Annotated in this window: 19 protein-coding genes and 1 pseudogene; 8 read left to right on the top strand and 12 right to left on the bottom strand. The window is 69.0% G+C overall.

The window, feature by feature from the left end:
* Window positions 1-421, bottom strand: a pseudogene (locus B4L26_RS05755) (electron transfer flavoprotein subunit alpha/FixB family protein); the annotation flags it as partial.
* A 48-nt stretch (window positions 422-469) separates the two neighbouring features.
* Window positions 470-1,252: an electron transfer flavoprotein subunit beta/FixA family protein gene (locus tag B4L26_RS05750; protein WP_290716915.1), complete on the bottom strand. Its 783-nt coding sequence runs from the start codon at window positions 1,250-1,252 to the stop codon at window positions 470-472.
* Window positions 1,253-1,434: 182 nt separating this feature from the next.
* Between B4L26_RS05750 and B4L26_RS05745 the strand changes: the two genes are divergently transcribed.
* From B4L26_RS05745 to B4L26_RS05730, 4 genes are read left to right on the top strand one after another with little or no spacing between them, the layout of a single operon-like run.
* On the top strand, window positions 1,435-1,785 hold the full coding sequence (locus B4L26_RS05745; RefSeq protein ID WP_290716913.1) for a VOC family protein: 351 nt from the start codon (window positions 1,435-1,437) through the stop codon (window positions 1,783-1,785).
* Between the two features lie 58 nt (window positions 1,786-1,843).
* Window positions 1,844-2,641 carry a class I SAM-dependent methyltransferase gene (locus tag B4L26_RS05740; protein WP_290716910.1) on the top strand — a complete coding sequence of 266 codons (798 nt, stop codon included), beginning with the start codon at window positions 1,844-1,846 and terminating at the stop codon, window positions 2,639-2,641.
* Window positions 2,638-4,185: a glycoside hydrolase family 57 protein gene (locus B4L26_RS05735; RefSeq protein ID WP_290716908.1), complete on the top strand. Its 1,548-nt coding sequence runs from the start codon at window positions 2,638-2,640 to the stop codon at window positions 4,183-4,185. The genes B4L26_RS05740 and B4L26_RS05735 overlap by 4 nt, the downstream gene beginning before the upstream one ends.
* On the top strand, window positions 4,185-5,468 hold the full coding sequence (locus B4L26_RS05730; protein ID WP_290716906.1) for a glycosyltransferase family 4 protein: 1,284 nt from the start codon (window positions 4,185-4,187) through the stop codon (window positions 5,466-5,468). Before B4L26_RS05735 ends, B4L26_RS05730 begins: the two co-directional genes overlap by 1 nt.
* Window positions 5,469-5,515: 47 nt before the next feature.
* On the opposite strand, the gene B4L26_RS05725 is transcribed toward B4L26_RS05730, so the two are convergent.
* Together B4L26_RS05725 and B4L26_RS05720 are read right to left on the bottom strand one after the other, a co-directional pair.
* Window positions 5,516-5,920, bottom strand: a complete 405-nt coding sequence (locus tag B4L26_RS05725) for a VOC family protein (RefSeq protein ID WP_290716903.1) — start codon at window positions 5,918-5,920, stop codon at window positions 5,516-5,518.
* A 48-nt stretch (window positions 5,921-5,968) separates the two neighbouring features.
* Complete coding sequence (locus B4L26_RS05720) at window positions 5,969-6,709, bottom strand: acyltransferase (RefSeq protein WP_290716901.1); 741 nt, start codon at window positions 6,707-6,709, stop codon at window positions 5,969-5,971.
* 93 nt (window positions 6,710-6,802) lie between these two features.
* Here B4L26_RS05720 and B4L26_RS05715 point away from each other — a divergent pair, with 93 nt between their 5' ends.
* On the top strand, window positions 6,803-8,149 hold the full coding sequence (locus B4L26_RS05715) for a PQQ-binding-like beta-propeller repeat protein (RefSeq protein ID WP_290716899.1): 1,347 nt from the start codon (window positions 6,803-6,805) through the stop codon (window positions 8,147-8,149).
* Between the two features lie 20 nt (window positions 8,150-8,169).
* Here the strand turns inward: B4L26_RS05715 and B4L26_RS05710 are convergent, their stop codons facing one another.
* The 3 genes from B4L26_RS05710 to B4L26_RS05700 are packed head-to-tail and all read right to left on the bottom strand — an operon-like array spanning window position 8,170 to window position 11,188.
* On the bottom strand, window positions 8,170-9,363 hold the full coding sequence (locus B4L26_RS05710) for a THUMP-like domain-containing protein (protein WP_290716897.1): 1,194 nt from the start codon (window positions 9,361-9,363) through the stop codon (window positions 8,170-8,172).
* A 22-nt stretch (window positions 9,364-9,385) separates the two neighbouring features.
* Entirely contained in the window at window positions 9,386-10,363 is a 978-nt protein-coding gene (locus tag B4L26_RS05705; RefSeq protein WP_290716894.1) for a class I SAM-dependent methyltransferase, read from the bottom strand.
* Between the two features lie 36 nt (window positions 10,364-10,399).
* Window positions 10,400-11,188 carry an enoyl-CoA hydratase/isomerase family protein gene (locus B4L26_RS05700; RefSeq protein WP_290716891.1) on the bottom strand — a complete coding sequence of 263 codons (789 nt, stop codon included), beginning with the start codon at window positions 11,186-11,188 and terminating at the stop codon, window positions 10,400-10,402.
* 26 nt (window positions 11,189-11,214) lie between these two features.
* Here B4L26_RS05700 and ligD point away from each other — a divergent pair, with 26 nt between their 5' ends.
* Window positions 11,215-12,147: a non-homologous end-joining DNA ligase gene (ligD, locus tag B4L26_RS05695; RefSeq protein ID WP_290716889.1), complete on the top strand. Its 933-nt coding sequence runs from the start codon at window positions 11,215-11,217 to the stop codon at window positions 12,145-12,147.
* Window positions 12,148-12,157: 10 nt separating this feature from the next.
* Here the strand turns inward: ligD and B4L26_RS05690 are convergent, their stop codons facing one another.
* Both B4L26_RS05690 and B4L26_RS05685 read right to left on the bottom strand, forming a co-directional pair.
* Window positions 12,158-12,985: an NUDIX hydrolase gene (locus B4L26_RS05690; RefSeq protein WP_290716887.1), complete on the bottom strand. Its 828-nt coding sequence runs from the start codon at window positions 12,983-12,985 to the stop codon at window positions 12,158-12,160.
* Window positions 12,982-13,818 (bottom strand): ABC transporter ATP-binding protein, encoded by an 837-nt coding sequence (locus tag B4L26_RS05685; protein WP_290716884.1) that lies wholly within the window; start codon window positions 13,816-13,818, stop codon window positions 12,982-12,984. The genes B4L26_RS05690 and B4L26_RS05685 overlap by 4 nt, the downstream gene beginning before the upstream one ends.
* 64 nt (window positions 13,819-13,882) lie before the next feature.
* Here B4L26_RS05685 and B4L26_RS05680 point away from each other — a divergent pair, with 64 nt between their 5' ends.
* Together B4L26_RS05680 and B4L26_RS05675 are read left to right on the top strand one after the other, a co-directional pair.
* Window positions 13,883-14,926 (top strand): LLM class flavin-dependent oxidoreductase, encoded by a 1,044-nt coding sequence (locus B4L26_RS05680; RefSeq protein ID WP_290716881.1) that lies wholly within the window; start codon window positions 13,883-13,885, stop codon window positions 14,924-14,926.
* An 81-nt stretch (window positions 14,927-15,007) separates the two neighbouring features.
* Entirely contained in the window at window positions 15,008-15,736 is a 729-nt protein-coding gene (locus B4L26_RS05675) for a DUF1906 domain-containing protein (protein ID WP_290716879.1), read from the top strand.
* Between the two features lie 4 nt (window positions 15,737-15,740).
* Here B4L26_RS05675 and B4L26_RS05670 read toward each other — a convergent pair whose 3' ends face one another.
* From B4L26_RS05670 to B4L26_RS05660, 3 genes are all read right to left on the bottom strand, one after another.
* Window positions 15,741-16,556, bottom strand: a complete 816-nt coding sequence (locus B4L26_RS05670; RefSeq protein WP_290716876.1) for a peptidyl-tRNA hydrolase — start codon at window positions 16,554-16,556, stop codon at window positions 15,741-15,743.
* On the bottom strand, window positions 16,556-17,722 hold the full coding sequence (gene serB / locus B4L26_RS05665; protein WP_409563528.1) for a phosphoserine phosphatase SerB: 1,167 nt from the start codon (window positions 17,720-17,722) through the stop codon (window positions 16,556-16,558). The genes B4L26_RS05670 and serB overlap by 1 nt, the downstream gene beginning before the upstream one ends.
* Window positions 17,723-17,800: 78 nt before the next feature.
* A partial coding sequence (locus B4L26_RS05660) for a cbb3-type cytochrome c oxidase subunit I (RefSeq protein ID WP_290716871.1) occupies window positions 17,801-19,060 on the bottom strand: 1,260 nt, incomplete at its 5' end.

Below are 19,060 nucleotides of genomic sequence, written 5' to 3'. Positions count from 1 at the left end.
ACGAGCCACCGAAGATCGAGTGGACGGCGGCGCCGCCGTCCTTGACCTCGACGACGTCGGTGAGCACGCCGGCACCGGTGCCGTTGGAGACGAGGCGGACCGCCAGACGACCGGCGACCTCCTTGCCGTCGGCGGTGGCGGCGACGATCACGCCCGCGGGCGCGGCCGAGCCGACGATCGAGGCGAGGACGTCGACGACCGGCGAGATGAGGACGCTGCCGGCCTCATCGGACTCGGCGACGTAGACCTTCTCCGCACCGGCCGCAGCCAGGTCGGTCAGAATCGCGTCGGCCTTGCCGGGCGCGCCGACGACGACCGCCGACGGGGTGCCGAGCGTACGCGCGGCGGTGATCAACTCCGAGGTGACCTTCTTCAGCCCACCCTCGGTATCCCGCTCCACGAGAACGAGTACTTCAGCCATGTTTTTCTACTCCTGAGATGTCAGATGTCGGTTGGTGGGTGGGGTCTGCTAGACGATCTTCTGCGCGACCAGGAACTCGGCGACCTTCACGCCGCCGTCGCCCTCGTCGGTGACGCGCTCGCCAGCCTGCTTGGCGGGCTTGGGGGTCACGGCGGTCACAGACGTCGCAGCGCTGGCCAACCCGACCTCACCGGCATCGACACCGATGTCGGCGAGGGAGACCACGGCGATCTCCTTCTTCTTCGCGGCCATGATGCCCTTGAAGGACGGGAACCGCGGCTCGTTGATCTTCTCGTTGACGCTGACGATCGCCGGGAGCGCGCCCTCAACGGTGAAGATGCCCTCGTCGGTCTCACGCTCGCCCTTGAGGCTCTCGCCGTCGACGGTCAGCGACCGCAGCGAGGTCAGGTGCGGCAGGCCCAGCCACTCGGCGATCATCGCCGGAACGGCACCCACGCCGCCATCGGTGGCCTGGTTGCCCGCGATGACCAGCTCGACACCCTCCACGGTGCCCAGTGCGCGGGCCAGGGTGTAGGAGGTCTGGACGGCATCCGAGCCGTGCAAGCCGGAGTCGTTGATGTGGATGGCCTTGTCGGCGCCCATCGACAACGCCTTGCGGATCGCCTCGGTGGCCTTGTCCGGACCGGCCGACAGAACGGTGACCTCACCGCCGTTGGCCTCCTTGATCTGGAGAGCGGCTTCGACGGCCTTCTCGTTGATCTCGTCGATCACCGGGTCGATCTCACGGTCGAGGGTGAAATCGCCGTCGTTGAGCTTGCGCTCCGAACCGGAGTCGGGCACCTGCTTGATGAGTACGACAATGTTTGTCATGGGTCTTCGTCGACCTCCTGCATCGGGTGAGGCGTCTTACCAGCGGGTAAGGCCATTAGGGTCGCCCAACACTTTAACCTGCCGTCGTGGCGATGCGAACGCGGTGTGCCTCACAAAATCCCGCTGTGACCGGACTCTCCGATACCGTCCTGCCGTCAGGGGTCGGGCCTATGGTCGAAACCATGACGCTCTCCCTGGCAATGATCACGTTCGACACCACCGACCCGATCCCCCTCGCCGAGTGGTGGGCTGCCCAGATCGGCGGCACCATCGTCGAGGAAAACGAGGGCTGGTTCGTGACCGTCGCGGGCGGGAAAGGCACGCCGATGCTCGGCTTCCAAAAGGTGGACGACCCGACGCCGGGCAAAAACCGGGTGCACCTGGACCTCGTCGCGGCCGACCGCGAGGCCGAGGTGTCGCGGCTCCTGGCCGCCGGCGCGACGCTGGTGGAGCACCGGGAGATGCCGGGATTCCAGTGGACGACACTCGCCGATCCCGACGGCAACGAGTTCTGCGTGGCCGCCAATCACTGACGGTCTGACCAGGCGTCACTGTCTGCCGGATACGGCGGCCGACTACCCTCTTGAGGTGATGACCGAATCACCGCAACCCGACGCCACCACCCCCGATCCGGCCGCCACGCTGGCGCTGACCGGTGAGCGCACCGTGCCCGGGATCCCCGAGGAGAACTACTGGTTCCGCCGCCACGAGGTGGCCTACGAGTACATCGGGGACTTCGTCGACAAGCGCGACGTGCTGGAGGCCGGGTCCGGCGAGGGCTACGGCGCCGACCTGCTGTCGCGGCGCGCCCGCAGCGTCACCTGCGTCGACTACGACTCCACTGCCGTGGAGCACACCCGCGCCCGCTACCCGCAGCTGACCGTCCACCAGGGCAACCTGATCGACCTGCCCCTGGCCGACGAATCGGTGGACGTGATCGTCAACTTCCAGGTCATCGAGCACCTGTGGGACCAGCCGGCGTTCATCGCCGAATGCCACCGCGTCCTGCGTCCCGGCGGGCGCCTCCTGATGTCGACGCCCAACCGCATCACGTTCACCCCCGACAGCGACACCCCGGTCAACCCGTTCCACACGCGCGAGCTCAACGCCCTGGAGCTGACCGAACTCCTCGTCGACGGCGACGGGTCGGGCCGCGGTTTCACCGTCGACGAGATGCTCGGCGTTCATCACGGGCCGCGGCTGCTCGAACTCGACGCCAAGTGGGACGGTTCGATCATCGACGCACAGATCCAGCGCGCCTTGCGCGACGAGCCGTGGCCAGCGGCGCTGGCCGCCGACGTCGCGGCGGTCACCACCGCCGACTTCGACATCCGCCCCGGTGATGTCGACGCCAGCCTCGACCTGTTCGCGATCGCGACCCGACGGTGAGTGCCGCTGATTCCGTGCCGGGCCAGTTCACGCTGGTCCTGCACTCACATCTGCCGTGGTTGGCCAACCACGGCCGGTGGCCGGTCGGCGAGGAGTGGCTCTACCAATCCTGGGCCGCGAGCTACCAGCCGGTGTTCGCCGTGCTGCGCCGACTGGCCGCCGACGGCTTCAGCGACGTCATGTCGCTGGGCATCACCCCGATCCTGGCGGCCGCACTCGACGACCCGCACTGCACCTCGTCGATGTATGAGTGGCTGGCCGATTGGCAGTTGCGGGCCACAGAACTGGCCACCGACCGCGACCCGGTGCGCGCGCAGGCGGGCACCGCGAACTTCCGCGCCGCCGGTGCGGCGCTGGACGACTTCGAGGCGCACTGGCGCCACGGCGCCTCCCCGGAGATCCGCAACTTGCTGTCCTCGGGGGTCATCGAGCTGCTCGGCGGGCCCCTCGCCCATCCGTTCGCCCCCTTGCTCGATGCACGGCTGCGGCAGTTCTCGCTGGCCGAGGGCCTGGCCGACGCCCATCGACGTTGGGGCTCCACCCCCACCGGCATCTGGGCCCCCGAATGCGCCTTCGCCCCCGGGATGGAGACCGAATACGCCGCCGCCGGCGTCAGCCATTTCATGGTCGACGGTCCGACGCTGCGCGGCGACACCGCACTGGGCCGGCCGGTCGGCGACACCGACGTCGTCGCATTCGGGCGCGATCTGACCGTCAGCTACCGGGTGTGGTCCCCCAAGTCGGGCTACCCCGGGCACGCCGCGTACCGCGACTTCCACACCTACGACCACGATTCGGGTCTGAAGCTTTCGCGGGTCACCGGGCGCACCGTCGCCGGCCCGGACAAGGCACCCTACGACCCAGACCGGGTCGGCGCCGTCATCGACAAACACGTCGACGACTTCATCGAGACGATCCGCGCGCGCCTGGTCACCGAGAGTGCGCGCATCGATCGGCCCGCCCTCGTCGTCGCCGCGTTCGACACCGAACTGTTCGGCCATTGGTGGCACGAGGGCCCGGTGTGGCTCGAGCGCCTCCTGCGCCGACTGCCCGAAGCAGGCGTCACCGTCGGGTCACTGAGCACCGCGCGCGAGCGCGGCTTCGTCGGCGCGCCGGTCGACCTGCCCGCGTCGTCGTGGGGCTCGGGCAAGGACTGGCGGGTGTGGGCCGGACCCCAGGTCCAGCACTTCGTCGACCTCAACGCCGAGGTCGTCGGCACGGCGCTGGACACCGTCGACAAGCGCCACGACGTACCGGCCACGGCCCGCGACCGCGTCAACGACCAGATCCTGCGCGAGACGCTGATGACCGTCGCCTCGGACTGGCCGTTCATGGTGTCCAAGGACACCGCCGGTGGCTACGCGACCGACCGCGCCCACAAGCATGCGCACGCGGCCCGCGAGATCGCCGACGCCGCTGCGCGCGGCCGCGAGTCGACCGCACTCTCGCTGGCCGACGGCTGGTTCGCCGCCGACAACATGTTCGCCGACCTCGACGCGCGCCGGCTGCCCGGCCCCGAGGCCTACACCGATGGGGGTCGGTGATGAAGCTACTGCTCGTCTCGTGGGAGTATCCGCCGGTCGTGGTGGGCGGCCTCGGCCGCCATGTGCACAATCTGGCCGTCGCCCTGGCCGAACTCGGCCACGACGTCGTCGTGCTGACGCGGCGGCCGACGGGGACTGACGCGACGACGCACCCGACGACCGTCACCACCGCCGAGGGTGTCCGGATCATCGCCGCCGCAGAGGACCCGCCGGAGTTCGACTTCGGGTCCGACATGATGCCGTGGACGCTGGCCATGGGCCACGCGATGGTCCGCGCCGGCCTGCGCGTGCTCCGCGACGACGGCACCGGGCAGGCATGGATCCCCGACGTCGTGCACGCCCACGACTGGTTGGTCGCGCATCCGGCGGTTGCGCTCGCCGAGTTCTACGACGTCCCGCTGGTCGCCACCATCCACGCCACCGAGGCGGGCCGCCACAGCGGCTGGGTCGCGGCGAAGACCAACCGCCAGGTGCATTCGGTGGAGTGGTGGTTGGCCCGGGAGGCCGACGCATTGATCACGTGCTCAACGTCGATGCGCGACGAGGTCAACCGCCTCTTCGGCCCCGAGTTGGCGGAGATCCAGGTCATCCACAACGGGATCGCCGTCGAAGAATGGCCGCATCGGCGCCTGGAGGAATCCGGCACGGTCCCGTCGGACGGACCCGCGGAACTGTTGTTCGCCGGGCGACTCGAGTACGAGAAGGGTGTGCAGGACCTGTTGGCAGCGCTGCCACGGATCCGGCGCACCCATCCCGGGACCACGCTGACCATCGCCGGTTCGGGAACGCAATTGGAATGGCTGCTCGAACTCGCGCGCAAACACCGCGTCGTCGGTGCGGTGACCTTCCGCGGATCCGTCGACCGCGCCGAGCTGATCGAGCTCATGCACCGGTCCGCGGCGATCGTGTTGCCGAGCCGCTACGAGCCATTCGGGATCGTGGCCCTGGAAGCCGCGGCAACGGGCGTGCCGCTGGTGGTGTCGACGGCGGGCGGCCTCGGTGAGGCCGTCACCGACACTCACACCGGGATGACCTTCCCGCCCGCCGACGTCACCGCGCTGGCGGCCGCGGTGCGCACCACACTCGACGACCCCGAGGCCGCGGCACAGCGCGCGCGGCGCGCCTTCGACAGGTTGACCGAGGAGTTCTCCTGGCGGACCGTCGCCGAGCGCACGACGGGGGTCTACGTCGCCGCGAAGCGTCGGGTCCGCCACCCGATCGGGCGGCCCAACATCGTCGAGCGCCCGCTTCCCGAGCGCGACCCGAACCAACCGATCACCTAGCCCGAACCGCCGACCGAGCCCGGATCCGCGTCGACCGAGCCTGCGACCTACTCCGATTCGGTGTCGACCATCCACGACACACCGAAACGGTCGACGACCATCCCGAACGCCGACGCCCAGAACGTCGATTGAATCGGCATCGTGACCTCTCCCCCGTCCGCCAGGGCATTGAAGACACGGTTGGCGATCGCCACGTCGGGAGCGGTGTAACACACACTGAAGCCCGTCTTGGGACCGTCGTCGCCGGACAGGTCGTCGGATCCCATCAGCAGACCGTCGCCGACTTTGAGTGAGGCGTGCATGACGACGGAATCGTCGGTATCCGGCATTCGCACATCTGGGGGCGCGTCGCCGTTGCGCATGAGGCTCAGTTCGCCACCGAACACCTCGTGATACCGCTGGAATGCCGCGGCACAGTCGCCGCTGAAGAAGACATACGCGTGAAAGGACATGTCGAAACCACCTCCACACCCGTTTCTACGCCGATCGGGCGGCGGCGACTACCCCGCTGCCTTCTTCTTCCGCTCGATATCGGCCAGTGCGCGCTCGTGCTCGGCGCGCGCCGCGGCGTTGCGCTCCCACTCGTCCTTGCGGTTCTTCACGACGCGTGCGGGCGCGCCGACGGCGATCGAATAGTCCGGGATCACGCCCTTGACCACAGCGTGCGAGCCGAGGACGCATCCGCGTCCGACGATGGTGTTGCGCAGCACCGACACCTTGGCCGCGACCCACGTGTCCGGACCGATCCGCACCGGGCCCTTGACGATTCCCTGGTCTTTGATCGGCAGTTCAAGGCTGTCCATCTTGTGGTCGAAATCGCAGATGTAGCACCAGTCGGCAACCAGCGTCGACGACCCGATCTCCAAGTCGAGATAGGAGTTCACCACGTTGTTGCACCCGAAGACGGCCTTGTCGCCGATCCGCAGGCTCCCCTCGTGGGCCCGGATCGAGTTGCCGTCGCCGATGTGCACCCAGCGCCCGATCTCCATCCGGGCGAGCTCGGGCGTCGCATGAATCTCGACATTGCGCCCCAGGAAGACCATGCCGCGCAGCACGACGTGCGGGTTGGTCAACCGGAACCGTGCCAACCGCAGGTAGCGGACGAGGTACCAGGGCGAATACGCGCGGTTCGCGATCACCCAGCGCAGCGACGCCATCGTCAGGAATCGGACCTGCTCGGGGTCACGGTGCCGACCGGCGCGCCAACGGTCGCGGTACGAGGCGTTCCACATGGTGGTCATGCCACAAACCTTAGTGGAGTGAAAAATCGGACACGATAGGCTCACTGACATCCCGATCACCCGGGACCATCTGCCGCGAGAAGGAGCACATCGATGCTGCGAGCGCCACGACCCGCATCGGCCCGGCGAATCCCGTCGAGGACCACGCGCGCGGCGGTGGCGACGGCGACGGCGACACTCGTCGCCACCGCCCTGGTCGCCTGCTCCGACGGCCAGGTCAGCGTCAAGTCCCTCGCCAGTCCGGGCTGGTCAAGTTTCGGCGGCAACGCCGGCAACACGAACTTCGCCTACCCGGAGGTGCCCAAGGATCTCGCCCTGAGCTGGACCCGGCCCACCGGCGGCCCGATCACCTCGCCGCTGACCATTTCCAACCAGTCCAACGTCAGCGTCACGGCCAACACCGCCAACGGCTGTAACTGGATGGTGCTCGACCAGCGCGCCGGGCGGATGAACTTCTGCAAGCGCATGCGCCCGGGCATCGAGGTGCAATCCCCCCTGATCGACCAGTTCGACCAGCCCTACGTCGGCGAGGAGACGATGTTCCTCGGCTGGACCGCCGGTGGCGCCATTCGTTGGCGGATGCCGGTGATCGGCGTCCCGACGTCGGCGAAGTTCGTCGCACCGTCGGTGGTCCTCGTCGCCACCACTCAGGGCCAGGTCCTGCTCCTCAATACTTCCGACGCCACTTTCGCCGCCCCCGAAGTCCGCTTGCGCGCCGACGCCGATCCCGACAACGCGATGGCCGGCTTCGGCGACTGTGTGACGAGCGGCCCGCGCTGCGGCATCCCCGCCCCCGCCGCCGTGGATGTGAACACCTCGCGCATGTACCTCAACTTCTGGCCGCAGGGTGCCATCGCCTCCCAGGTCCGAGCCCTTGACTACGGCGTGGTCGACGGCAAGCGGGAGGTCCGCGAGGCATGGCACGCCGACATCCCCGGCGGTGTCATCGGCCCCGCCACGGTGTCCGCCGACGGTAAGACGGTGTACGCCTTCAGCCGTATCGGCAAGCTCGTCGCCCTGCAGGCGCAGACCGGGCAGACGAAGTGGACCTACGACTACGGCGACCCCGGTTTCGCCACGCTCACCGCGACCCCCGACGGGCACATCATCCCGACGGGCCCCCTCTGCGGGCCGGTGACGATGCTCGCCGACCGCGGTGACCGCGCTGAGAAGGTGTGGTCGCGCACCGACCTGAAGACCGCCAGCCTGGGTGCACTGACCAACTCGGGAACCGCGTGGACCGTCGTCCGCACCGAGGACGACGGACTGGCGCTGATCGAGGTCTCCGCCGCCGACGGCAAGACCCTCCGGACGCTGCCACTGCCCGAGGCCAAGGGCTTCACGACGGGTGTGGCCGTCTCACCGAAGGGCCAGGTCGCCGTTGCCACCAACATCGGCAAGGTTTACTTCTTCGACTCGAAGGAGCAGATCGGGCACTAGCCCGGCTGTCGCGTCGGACCCTAGCCGGGCTGGCGCCACCCCGGTTCGCAGATGAAGGCGACACCCCGCGCGCCGATCCGCGTGATGACGAGGGACAACGGCGCGCCACCCTTGAGGCGCAGGCGCTTGCGCAGCTCGTCGGGATCCACGTCGACGCCGCGCACAAGTATCTCCAGGCTCCCGCAGTCGCGGGCAGCCAGTGCCTTGCGCAGCGCCTTCTCCTTCATCGGAACCTGCTCGAGGACCGCAAACCCGCGCACCCCGGGTGGGACGGCGTCACCGGTGAGGTAGGCGATCTTGGGGTCCAACTGCCACAGGCCGTGTCGTGCGGCCCAATGGCGGACGAGGCCTGCACGCACGATCGCGCCGTCGGGGTCGATGATCCAGGACCCCGGGGCGCCGACCGCCACATCGTCGGACTCGGCGTCGGTGATCTCCTCGACGCGCAGCTTCGAGTCGACGATGCGCAGCACCGTGGCGCGCTGGTTGATACCGTCGCGCAGCTCGGTCCACAAGCAGGCCTCGCGGACTCCCCCGTCGAGCGAGGTCACCTGGACCTGACCGTCGAAACCGTACTTCGCTCGCAGCGTCCCGTAGTCGATGCCCGGCGCCGTCTTCACCGCTAGCGGTCGCCCCGCGTACGTCGTCAGGACGTCGATCAGCGGCGGCGAGAAGTCACCGAGCCGGAACGTGCGGTTGCCGCCCTTGCGTCGCGCCGGGTCGGCCAGCAGGACGTCGGCCGTCGACGTCGGGGTGAGCGCATCGGCGCGAAGCAGGGTCATCCCCGTCGCGTTGTGGTCGGCCATCGCCAGGCGGACCGGGTCGAGGTCGGAGCCGATGACACCGCCGATGCCGCCGGTGTGTGCGAGCTCGACCAGCTCCGCACCGACCGAGCACGTCACGTCGTGCACGACCGCCCCGGGGAAGCGGCGCGCGATCTCCGCCGCCCGGTGCGCGGCGACCACCTGCGTCGTCGCCTGCTGCAGGGCTTCCTCGGTGAGCAGCCAATTCTGGGCCTCGCGCAGACGCCCGACGGCCCGCCGCCGAGAATGGACGGTCTCGGCTAGCGCGGGAGCCCGGGTGCCGTATCGAGTGCGCAGCTCGGCGACGTCGGCGATCAGCGTGTCGGGTGCAAGCGCCAACCCGGCGGCGTACTCGAGCGCCTTGATGCCGTGCCGCGATCGCAGAAACGCGACATCGTCGACGGTGATCACGAGCGCCGGAAGGACTGTCGGATCAACCGGCCGGCTTGGTGCCGGTCACCATGACGTTGTAGAAGAACTTCGGCGGGACGATCTTGCGCAGGACGTTGTCGTCAAGCCAGCTCAGGCTGCGCCAGCCGCCGAACGCGAACCGCGCCCAGTTCCAGCCCAGCTTCTCCGGCGGTACGGCCGCCTCGAAGGTGCGCACCGGCCAGCCCAGCATCGCCGCGGAGAACTCCTCGGTCGCGGTGGCGACGTTGGCTGCACCGGCCTCGCGGGCGATCCCGGCCAGGTCGTCGGGGTCGAAGGTGTGGATATCGACGACCGCCTCGAGCGCAGCGGCGCGCGACGACTCGTCGAGCTCCTCCTGCGGCCGGCGCCAGCTGTTCAGCGCCGGGATCTTGGTCACGTTGGTCGTCGCGTACCAGGTGGCGCGGGAGAGCCAGCGCGCGTAGAAGTCGCCGATCGTCGACGGCTCACCGGCGAACACGAAGCGCCCACCGGGCTTCAGGACGCGCAGCACCTCGCGCAGCGACAGCTCGACGTCGGGGATGTGGTGCAGGACGGCGTGCCCGACGACGAGGTCGAACGTGTTGTCCTCGTAGGGAATCTTCTCCGCGTCGGCGACACGGCCGTCGACGTCGAGTCCGAGGTTCTCCGCGTTGCGCAGCGCCACCTTCACCATGCCCGGCGACAGGTCGGTGACCGACCCCTTCTTCGCCACCCCCGACTGCATCAGGTTCAGCAGGAAGAAGCCGGTGCCGCAGCCCAGCTCCATGGCCCGCTCGTACGGCAGCGTCGCGTCGGGGACGACCGCATCGAAGCGCCCACGCGCGTAGTCGATGCAGCGCTCGTCGTAGGAGATCGACCACTTGTCGTCGTAGGTCTCGGCCTCCCAGTCGTGGTAGAGCACCTGGGCGAGCTTGGTGTCCTCCAGTGCGGCCTTGACCTGCTCCTCGGTGGCGTGCGGGTTGGGAGCGGGGTCACTCCCGGGGGATTGCGTGGTCATCATGTCTCCGTGGAGGGTTGGAACGTATGCCCGGTCATCCTAGCGGCCGGTGAACTTTGCCTTCCCGGGGCCGTTCTCGACGAAGGATTCCATGCCGATCTTGCGGTCCTCGGTGGCAAAGAGTCCGGCGAACAGCTGCGCCTCGATCGCGAGCCCGGTGGACAGGTCGGTGTCAAGACCGCGGTCGACGGCGGCCTTGGCCGCGGCGATCGCGACCGACGCCGCGCCGGCGAACTGTCCCGCCCAGGCCAGGGCGGCGTTGTAGACCTCGTCGGGCGCGACGACCTCGTCGACGAGACCGATCGCGAGGGCCTCCTCCGCACCGACGAACCGCCCGGTGAAGATCATGTCCTTGGCCCTGGCCGGACCGATGAGACGCGCCAGGCGCTGCGTCCCGCCGCCGCCGGGGATGACGCCCAGCAACACCTCGGGAACACCGAGCTTCGCGTTGTCGCCGGCGATCCGCCGATCCGCGCTGAGCGCGACCTCCAAGCCGCCACCGAGGGCGTAGCCGGTGACGGCGGCGACGGTCGGCTTCGGGATGTCGGCGATGGCGCCGAGGTCGGACTGCAGACGTCCGGCCACCTTGCTCATCTCGGCAAACGTCATGTCGTTCATCTCTTTGATGTCCGCGCCGGCGGCGAGCACCTTGGGGCCGCCGTAGACGACGACGGCTTTGATGTCGTCGCGCACCGTCGCCTCCGCCGCGGCCGCCGCGAGTTCGGCCTGGACCTGGCGGTTCAGCGCGTTCATCGGGGGGCGGTTCAGCAGGATCGTGCCGACGCCGGGGTGGTCTTGCGAGGTTTCCAAAGTGACGAACTCAGCCATGACCACAACCCTATACGCTGGCACGGGTGGCGCAGCGGGGCGATCGGATACCGATCGAGATCGACGGTCGGATCGTCGAGCTGTCCAGCCCCGATCGCGTCTATTTCCCCGAGCGCGGTGAGACGAAACTCGACCTTGCGCGCTACTACCTCGCCGTCGGCGACGGGATTGTGCGGGCGCTGCACGACCGCCCGACGATGCTGCACCGCTTCCCCAAGGGCGTCGACGGCCCGAAAGTCCATCAGAAGCGCCTGCCCGCCGGGGCGCCGCCGTGGGTCGAGACGTGCGAGATCTACTTCCCCCGCTATGGCCGCACCGCCGACGAATTGTGTGTGACGAGCGCTGCCGACGTCATCTGGGCGGTGCAGATGTCCACCGTCGAGTTCCATCCGTGGAACTCACGCCGCTTCGATGTCGAGAAGCCCGACGAGTGGCGCATCGACCTCGACCCGATGCCCGACTGTCCGTTCGACCGTGTCCGCCGCGTCGCCGGGGTCGTCCACGAGGTGCTCGACGACCTCGGCATCCGCGGTTTCCCGAAGACATCGGGCGGGCACGGGCTACACGTGTATGTCCGCATCAGGCCGGACTGGGGCTTCGCCGACGTACGGCGCGGCGCGCTCGCGTTTGCGCGTGAGGTGGAGCGGCGGATGCCCGACGACGCGACGACGACGTGGTGGCGCAAGGACCGCGACCCCACGGCGGTCTTTATCGACTTCAACCAGAACACCCGCGACCACACGATGGCCGCGGCGTACTCGGTCCGCGGCAATCCACGTGCCACGGTGTCGGCGCCGGTGACATGGGCCGAGATCGACGCCGTGGTGCCCGATGACTTCACCATCGCCACCATGCCCACCCGTTTCGCCGAGCTCGGTGACCTGTACGCCGAAATAGACGACGTCGCCTACGGCATCGAGACCCTACTGGAGTGGGCCGATCGCGACGGTCTCGAGTAGACGTCCCGCGTCAGGACTGCCGGTGGAAGAACAACTCCCGCGCTTGGGGGTTCATCGAGGCGAAGTACTCGTCGGCGTGGCGGAACCGTAGCCCTTCGAAATCGTCGTTGGGGGTGCCCGGTTCGATCGGCTTGATCTCACGACGGGCGGCGAACAGGTCGGCGACGCTGTCGTAGGCGGCCAGTTCGCGCAGCTGAGTCCACGTCGGAGGAAGCAGGAAGTGCTTGCCCGCCGTCCAGTCGGTCAACGCCGCCGAGGCCCCGTACCACTGGGCCGTCTCGACCTCCGACGTCTCGGCGTCGGCGTCCTGTCCCGCCGGCATCTCGGCGAGGAAGAACCGGGTGTCGTAGCGCCGCTTCTCGATCTTCGGGGTGATCCAGTGCGCGAGCGGCCGCAGGAGGTCGGCCCGCAGCGCGAGGTCGTTCTCACGCAGGAACTGCGCGAAGGACAGTTCACGACTCTCCAGCGCGGTGCGCGCGGGCATCAGCGACCCGACGTCGGCGGCCGAGCCGTCGGTGCGGGTCACGAGCAGCACGCCGCATTCCTCGAAAGTCTCCCGGACCGCCGCGCACACCAGCTTCTGTGCGCCGGTCGGCGAGGTGGAGAAGGTTTGCGCCCACCACCGGGCGTCGGGGCCGACCCATGTCAGGTCGGCATCGGCGTCGCGCTCGTCCACGCCTCCACCCGGGAAGACCGTCATCCCGCCGGCGAAGGCCATCTGCTTGACCCGGCGCTGCAGGAACGCCTCGATCCCGTCGTCGCCGTCGCGGACCAGCACGACCGTCGACGCGTCGCGCAGCGGTGGCGGTGAATCGGCCGGTGTCGGCGAATCAGTCATTGCTCGGCCCTCCGATGTCCGCCGGCACGACGGGCCCGCCGGGCGAAGAACCGCCCGTCGATGACGTCGAGCGCGATTTGCTGGTGGAATGCCGTGGACAGGTTCTCCGCGGTCAGCACGTCCCCGAGCAGCCCCTGCGCGACGACGCCGCCCTCCGACAGCAGCATCGCGTGGCTGAAACCGGGCGGGATCTCCTCGGGGTGGTGGGTGATCAGCACGGTGGCGGGAGCGTCGGGGTCGGCGGCCAGGCGGCCGAGGCGGTCGACGAGTTCCTCCCGACCGCCCAGGTCGAGCCCGGCCGCCGGTTCGTCGAGCAACAGCAGCTCCGGATCGGTCATCAGCGCCCGTGCGATCTGGACGCGTTTTCGCTCCCCCTCCGACAGGGTGCCGTAAGTGCGTTGCGCCAGGTGTTCGGCACCGAGTGACTCCAGCGTGTTCAGCGCCTGGCTGCGGTCCACCGGCTCGTAGTCCTCGCGCCACCGACCCAGCACCGCGTACCCCGCCGACACGACGAGGTCCTCGACGATCTCTCCAGGTGGAATCCGCTCGACCTCACGACCGCCGGTCAAGCCCAGTCGAGTCGTGAGTTCGCGCAGATCCACCCGCCCCAACTGTTCGCCGAGTACGTAGCCCACCCCCGACGTGGGGTGCTGGCGCGCCGAGGCCATGGAAAGCAGCGACGTCTTGCCCGCGCCATTGGGGCCCAGGATCACCCAGCGCTCGTCGAGCTCGACCTGCCAGTCGATCGGACCGACCAGCGTCGTGCCCCCGCGCACGAGGGAGACGCCTCGGAAGTCGATGAGGAGGTCGGGATCGGGGGGCTCGGGGGTCACTCCTCTATCGTGCCGGATCGCCGACGCCGGGAATACCCGGACCCGCCGGACCCTTGAAATAGGAATGACTGCAGAGCCCTCCACCGCTGGAATCGGCGTGCCGCTGTCCATCCTCGACCTAGCCCAGGTCGGCCGCGGGGAGACCGTCGGGGAGAGCCTCGCGCATTCGACGCGGCTCGCGCAGTACGCCGACACCACCGGCTACCACCGCATCTGGTACGCCGAGCACCACAACATGTCGGCCATCGCCTCGGCGGCGCCGGCCGTGCTGGTCGCGCACATGGCGGCGCATACCGAGCGCATTCGCCTCGGCGCCGGCGGGGTGATGCTTCCCAACCACTCCCCGCTGACCATCGCCGAGCAATACGGCACCCTGGCCGAACTGCACCCGGGACGCATCGACCTCGGCCTCGGACGGGCACCGGGCGGCGACCAGGCGACGTTCGCGGCGCTGCGCCGGACCCATCAGGCCGCCGACGAGTTCCCGCGCGACGTCGTCGAGCTGCAGGCCTACCTGCGCGACTCCTCGCGCGTCCCCGGTGTGCGGGCCACCCCCGGTGCCGGCACCGACGTCGACCTCTACATCCTCGGGTCCTCGTTGTTCGGGGCGCAGCTGGCGGCCATCCTCGGTCTGCCGTACGCCTTCGCGTCACATTTCGCTCCGCAAGCGCTCACCGAGGCGGTGGCGCTCTACCGCCGCGAGTTCCGGCCCGCGCCGTTGCCCGACGGCGGGCAGACGCAGCCCTACGTCATCGCCGGGATCACCGCGATCGCCGACGACGACGCGCAGCGCGCACAGCAGCAGCGGCACGCGGCGAAACTGCAGCGCATCAAGCACCTGGTGGGCCACCACCGGAGTCTGACCGACGATGAGGCCCAAGCCCTGGTCGACTCCCCGGTCGGGCGCCAGGTCGAGGAGATGGTCCGCTACTCCGCGGTGGGTACCCCCGACGATGTGGCAGCCAAGCTGGCGGCGTTTGCCGAGCATGCCGACGCCGACGAATTGATCGTCGCGTCCCTGGCCCCCGACCGCGACGTCTGGTTCCAGACGCTGGTGAACCTTGCCCCCGCAGCGTCGTCAGCACCCACTGCGGCCCTGGTCCGCTAAGGATCGCGGCCGCGTCGCGATCGCATAACCGATCATCCAAACCCCTGGTGGGCGGCCCTCCTGTGTCGCTATGGTGCGCCAATGCCGTTCACTCGACGTCAATTCCTGGCCTCGGCAGCTGCCACCGCCGGGTTCTCCGCCCTCGGCTACAGCGCCGCGCACGCCGACCTGGGTCTGCCGCCGTCACAGGCCGCTGGGACCAGCCACGGCACCCTGCTGGACTACTCGCGGGCGGTGCCCACCCCGATGGACATCCGCTCGGCCGGCCACCTGGGCGTGGTGCGCTATGTCTCCGACCGCCGTCCCGGTGCCGAATTCATGAAGGCCAAGCCGTTGACCGCACCGGAATCGGCGGGCATGCGAGCCATCGGACTGGCCGTCGTCTCCTGCTACCAGTACGGGAAGGGAAAGACCGCCGATTGGCTCGGTGGTTTCGACGCGGGCGTCCAACATGCCAAGCGCGGTCTGGAACTGCACAACCTCGCCGGCGGCCCCGCTGACGCTCCGATCTACGCGTCGATCGACGACAAACCCACCACCGACCAGTTCACCAGCAAGATCGCGCCCTACATCCAGGGCTGGCAGTCGGTGATCGGCATCGAGCGCACCGGAATCTACGCGAACGCACCGACCATCCAGTCGGCCCTCGACGCCGGGCTGGCCGGGTGGTTCTGGCAGCACGATTGGGGCACGCCCAAGGGTTATCTGCATCCCGCCGCGCACCTGCACCAGATTCCCGGGCAACGCCGCGTCGGCGGCGTCGAAGTGGACGTCAACACCATTCTGAAGCCGCGCTACGGCCAGTGGTAGGCGCTCAGGCCACGGTCTCCCCGCGCGCAGCGATCACAGTGACCGACCCGGGGGCGATCTCGGTGAAACCGGCATCCCGCACGGCCACCGCGCGGCCGGAACCGTCGTCGTCGAGCAGCCGTGTCCACCGCGTCGGCGTCGGTTCGCATACCGACAGCCGATAGTCGGCCGAGGCCCACGCGAGCGTCTCGTCGACGGTGAGCAGAGTGGCGCCGAGCATGACCGCGTGGCCGACCTGGGCAGCGGTCTTCCCCACCGTCATGTCCAGCCGCGGGTTCACCCAGAGGACCAGCGGGTCGTCGGGATTCGGCTCGTCGGGCAACTCCCCCTCGACGTCGGTGCCCTCGATCTGCAGTTTCGCCACCCGGCGGTCGACGTCCCCGACCATCGTCGGCACGTAGGCCCGGGCCTGCTCCCCCGCCGCCTGCGCGGTGACCCCCCACACCTGCTGTGCGGCGACCCACTGCGCGCCACGGGCGCGACGGGCGATCTTGCGGATCCGTGCGTCGCACCACACATCCATCGCCGATGCCCACGGGCCGCCCGGTGCGCTTCGTTCGTCGAGGCACAGCGCCGCCACGGCCCGCGCCGCAGCGACCAGCAGCGCCGCACGCTCAGGCGGATCGCTCTTCTCCACCCGCAAGACCATCTGCATCGCCCAGACCCGGCTCGGGTCGTCGGGATCGTCGGCGGGTGGGGCGTCGAGGTAGCCCACGAGGCGCGCATGATTGGCCGCGATCGCGGCACGGGAGGGCTCTGGGTCTCGATACACCGACTCGCCCAGGGGCTCGTCGGCACTCGACCGCCGCGGCGGGATCATCAATCGAGGGGGACGCGGCGCAGCGTGCCGTCGATGGCGTCGGCGGCCTCGATCTCGTCGCGCGTGATGCCGAGGATGAACAGCACGGCGTCGAGGAACGGCTGGCTCAGCGCCGTGTCGGCGACCTCGCGCAGGGCGGGCTTCGCGTTGAAGGCGATGCCCAGGCCCGCGGCACTCAGCATGTCGATGTCGTTGGCGCCGTCGCCGACGGCGATCGTCTGCTCCATCGGCACGCCGGCCTCGGCGGCAAAGGCGCGCAGCGCCGTGGCCTTGCCCGCGCGGTCGACCACCTCCCCGACGACCCGCCCCGTCAGCTTGCCGTCGACGACCTCCAGGGTGTTGGCGCGCACGAAGTCGAGGCTCAACTCGTCGGCCAGCGGGTCGATGACTTGGCGGAACCCGCCGGAGACGACGCCACACCGGTATCCGAGGCGCCGCAGTGTGCGGATCGTGGTGCGCGCCCCCGGCGTGAGCTCCAACGATGAGGCAACCTCGTCGATGACTCCGGCGTCGAGTCCGGCCAGGGCCTCGACCCGACGGTGCAGTGACTCGGCGAAGTCGATTTCGCCGCGCATCGCCGCCTCGGTGACGGCCGCGACCTCGGCCTCCCGACCGGCCTTGGCGGCGAGCATTTCGATGACTTCGCCCTGGATGAGCGTCGAGTCGACGTCGAAGACAACCAGCTGCTTGGCCCGACGCGCCAACCCGGCGCGTTCGACGGCGACGTCGATCTCGTGGTCGGCAGCGACCCCGACGAGCGCGTCGCGCAGCGCCGAGTCGGCCGCCTCGGAGTTGGAGGAGGCACTGACCATCAATTCCAGGCCGGTCACCGGATAGTCCGCGACACCGCGGATCGAATCGATGTTCGCGCCCTGTGCGGCGAGCGCCGCCGCCAACGACCGGAACGCACGTGCGGTGACCGGACTGCCGAGGACGACGACCGCGTGGGTCGACGGTGGCTGCGCGACCGGGTTGTAGCCCGCTTCGACGTTGATGACGAAGCCCTCGGCAACCAGTCCGGCGGCCGCGAACGACTCATCGACGCGATCGGTGAGGTCTTCCGCGTCGCGCACAGCGTCGACCAGGACGCCCAGCGTCAGACGACCGCGGATAACGACCTGCTCGACGTCGAGGAGCTCGACCCCAGCCTGGGCCAGCACACCCATCAGCACCGACGTGACGCCGGGGCGGTCGGGACCGCTGACAGTGATGAGGACCGATGGTGCGCCTGGTTGGCCCACCTGTCAGTGGTTGCCGCCGCCCGCGTGGGCTTCGGCTCGCATGCGCTCGATCATGTGCGGGTAGTGCAGCTCGAACGCCGGGCGCTCCGACCGGATGCGGGGCAGTTCGGTGAAGTTGTGGCGCGGCGGCGGGCACGAGGTGGCCCATTCCAGCGAGTTGCCGAAGCCCCACGGATCGTCGACGGTCACGACCTCGCCGTAGCGGTAGCTGCGGAAGACGTTCCACAGGAACGGCAGCGTCGACAGGCCCAGCACCAATGCTCCGGCGGTCGAGATCATGTTCAGCGTTGTGAACCCGTCCGACGGCAGGTAGTCGGCGTAGCGGCGCGGCATGCCCTGGTTGCCCAGCCAGTGCTGGACCAGGAACGTCAGGTGGAAGCCGATGAACGTCAGCCAGAAGTGCAGCTTGCCCAGACCCTCGTCGAGCATGCGCCCCGTCATCTTCGGGAACCAGAAGTAGATGCCGGAGAAGGTGGCGAACACGATCGTGCCGAACAGCACGTAGTGGAAGTGGGCGACCACGAAGTAGCTGTCGGAGAGGTGGAAGTCCAGCGGCGGGCTGGCGAGCAGCACACCGGTCAGACCGCCGAAGAGGAACGTCACAATGAAGCCCATGGCCCACAGCATCGGCGTCTCGAAGGTCATCTTGCCCTTCCACATGGTGCCGATCCAGTTGAAGAACTTCAGGCCGGTCGGGACCGCGATGAGGAAGGTCATGAACGAGAAGAACGGCAGCAGAACGGCGCCGGTCACGAACATGTGGTGCGCCCACACCGCCACCGACAGTGCGGCGATCGACAGCGTCGCGTAGACGAGTCCGGTGTAGCCGAACAGCGGCTTGCGCGCGAACACCGGGAACACCTCGGACACGATGCCGAAGAACGGTAGAGCGATGACGTACACCTCTGGATGGCCGAAGAACCAGAATATGTGTTGCCACAGGATCACACCGCCGTTGGCGGGGTCGAAGAGGTGTGCACCGAAGGCGCGGTCGACCTCGACGCCGAGCAGCGCGGCGGTCAGCAGCGGGAAGATCAGCAGGATCAGGACGCTGGTCACGAGGATGTTCCACGTGAAGATCGGCATCCGGAACATCGTCATGCCGGGTGCGCGCAGACACACGACCGTCGTGACCATGTTGACCGCACCCAGGATGGTGCCCAGACCACCGACGCCCAGGCCCAGGATCCACAGGTCGGCGCCGACGCCGGGCGAGTGGATGTCATTGGTCAGCGGGACGTAGGCGGTCCAGCCGAAGTCGGC

The organism is Gordonia sp. UBA7599, assembly GCA_002477755.1.
Lineage (GTDB): Bacteria > Actinomycetota > Actinomycetes > Mycobacteriales > Mycobacteriaceae > Gordonia.
This window is presented reverse-complemented; position numbering and strand designations above follow the sequence as displayed.

Bases quoted from the DNA above. Each gene is read 5' to 3' on its own strand.
- B4L26_RS05750 (WP_290716915.1), bottom strand. From the start codon at position 1,252: ATGACAAACATTGTCGTACTCATCAAGCAGGTGCCCGACTCCGGTTCG.
- serB (WP_409563528.1), bottom strand. From the start codon at position 17,722: ATGGGTGTGCTGGCCCAGGCTGGGGTCGAGCTCCTCGACGTCGAGCAG.
- B4L26_RS05690 (WP_290716887.1), bottom strand. From the start codon at position 12,985: ATGACTGATTCGCCGACACCGGCCGATTCACCGCCACCGCTGCGCGAC.
- B4L26_RS05705 (WP_290716894.1), bottom strand. From the start codon at position 10,363: ATGATGACCACGCAATCCCCCGGGAGTGACCCCGCTCCCAACCCGCAC.
- B4L26_RS05670 (WP_290716876.1), bottom strand. From the start codon at position 16,556: ATGATCCCGCCGCGGCGGTCGAGTGCCGACGAGCCCCTGGGCGAGTCG.
- B4L26_RS05725 (WP_290716903.1), bottom strand. From the start codon at position 5,920: ATGTCCTTTCACGCGTATGTCTTCTTCAGCGGCGACTGTGCCGCGGCA.
- B4L26_RS05720 (WP_290716901.1), bottom strand. From the start codon at position 6,709: ATGACCACCATGTGGAACGCCTCGTACCGCGACCGTTGGCGCGCCGGT.
- B4L26_RS05675 (WP_290716879.1), top strand. From the start codon at position 15,008: ATGCCGTTCACTCGACGTCAATTCCTGGCCTCGGCAGCTGCCACCGCC.
- B4L26_RS05715 (WP_290716899.1), top strand. From the start codon at position 6,803: ATGCTGCGAGCGCCACGACCCGCATCGGCCCGGCGAATCCCGTCGAGG.
- B4L26_RS05745 (WP_290716913.1), top strand. From the start codon at position 1,435: ATGACGCTCTCCCTGGCAATGATCACGTTCGACACCACCGACCCGATC.
- B4L26_RS05740 (WP_290716910.1), top strand. From the start codon at position 1,844: ATGACCGAATCACCGCAACCCGACGCCACCACCCCCGATCCGGCCGCC.
- B4L26_RS05730 (WP_290716906.1), top strand. From the start codon at position 4,185: ATGAAGCTACTGCTCGTCTCGTGGGAGTATCCGCCGGTCGTGGTGGGC.
- B4L26_RS05700 (WP_290716891.1), bottom strand. From the start codon at position 11,188: ATGGCTGAGTTCGTCACTTTGGAAACCTCGCAAGACCACCCCGGCGTC.
- B4L26_RS05680 (WP_290716881.1), top strand. From the start codon at position 13,883: ATGACTGCAGAGCCCTCCACCGCTGGAATCGGCGTGCCGCTGTCCATC.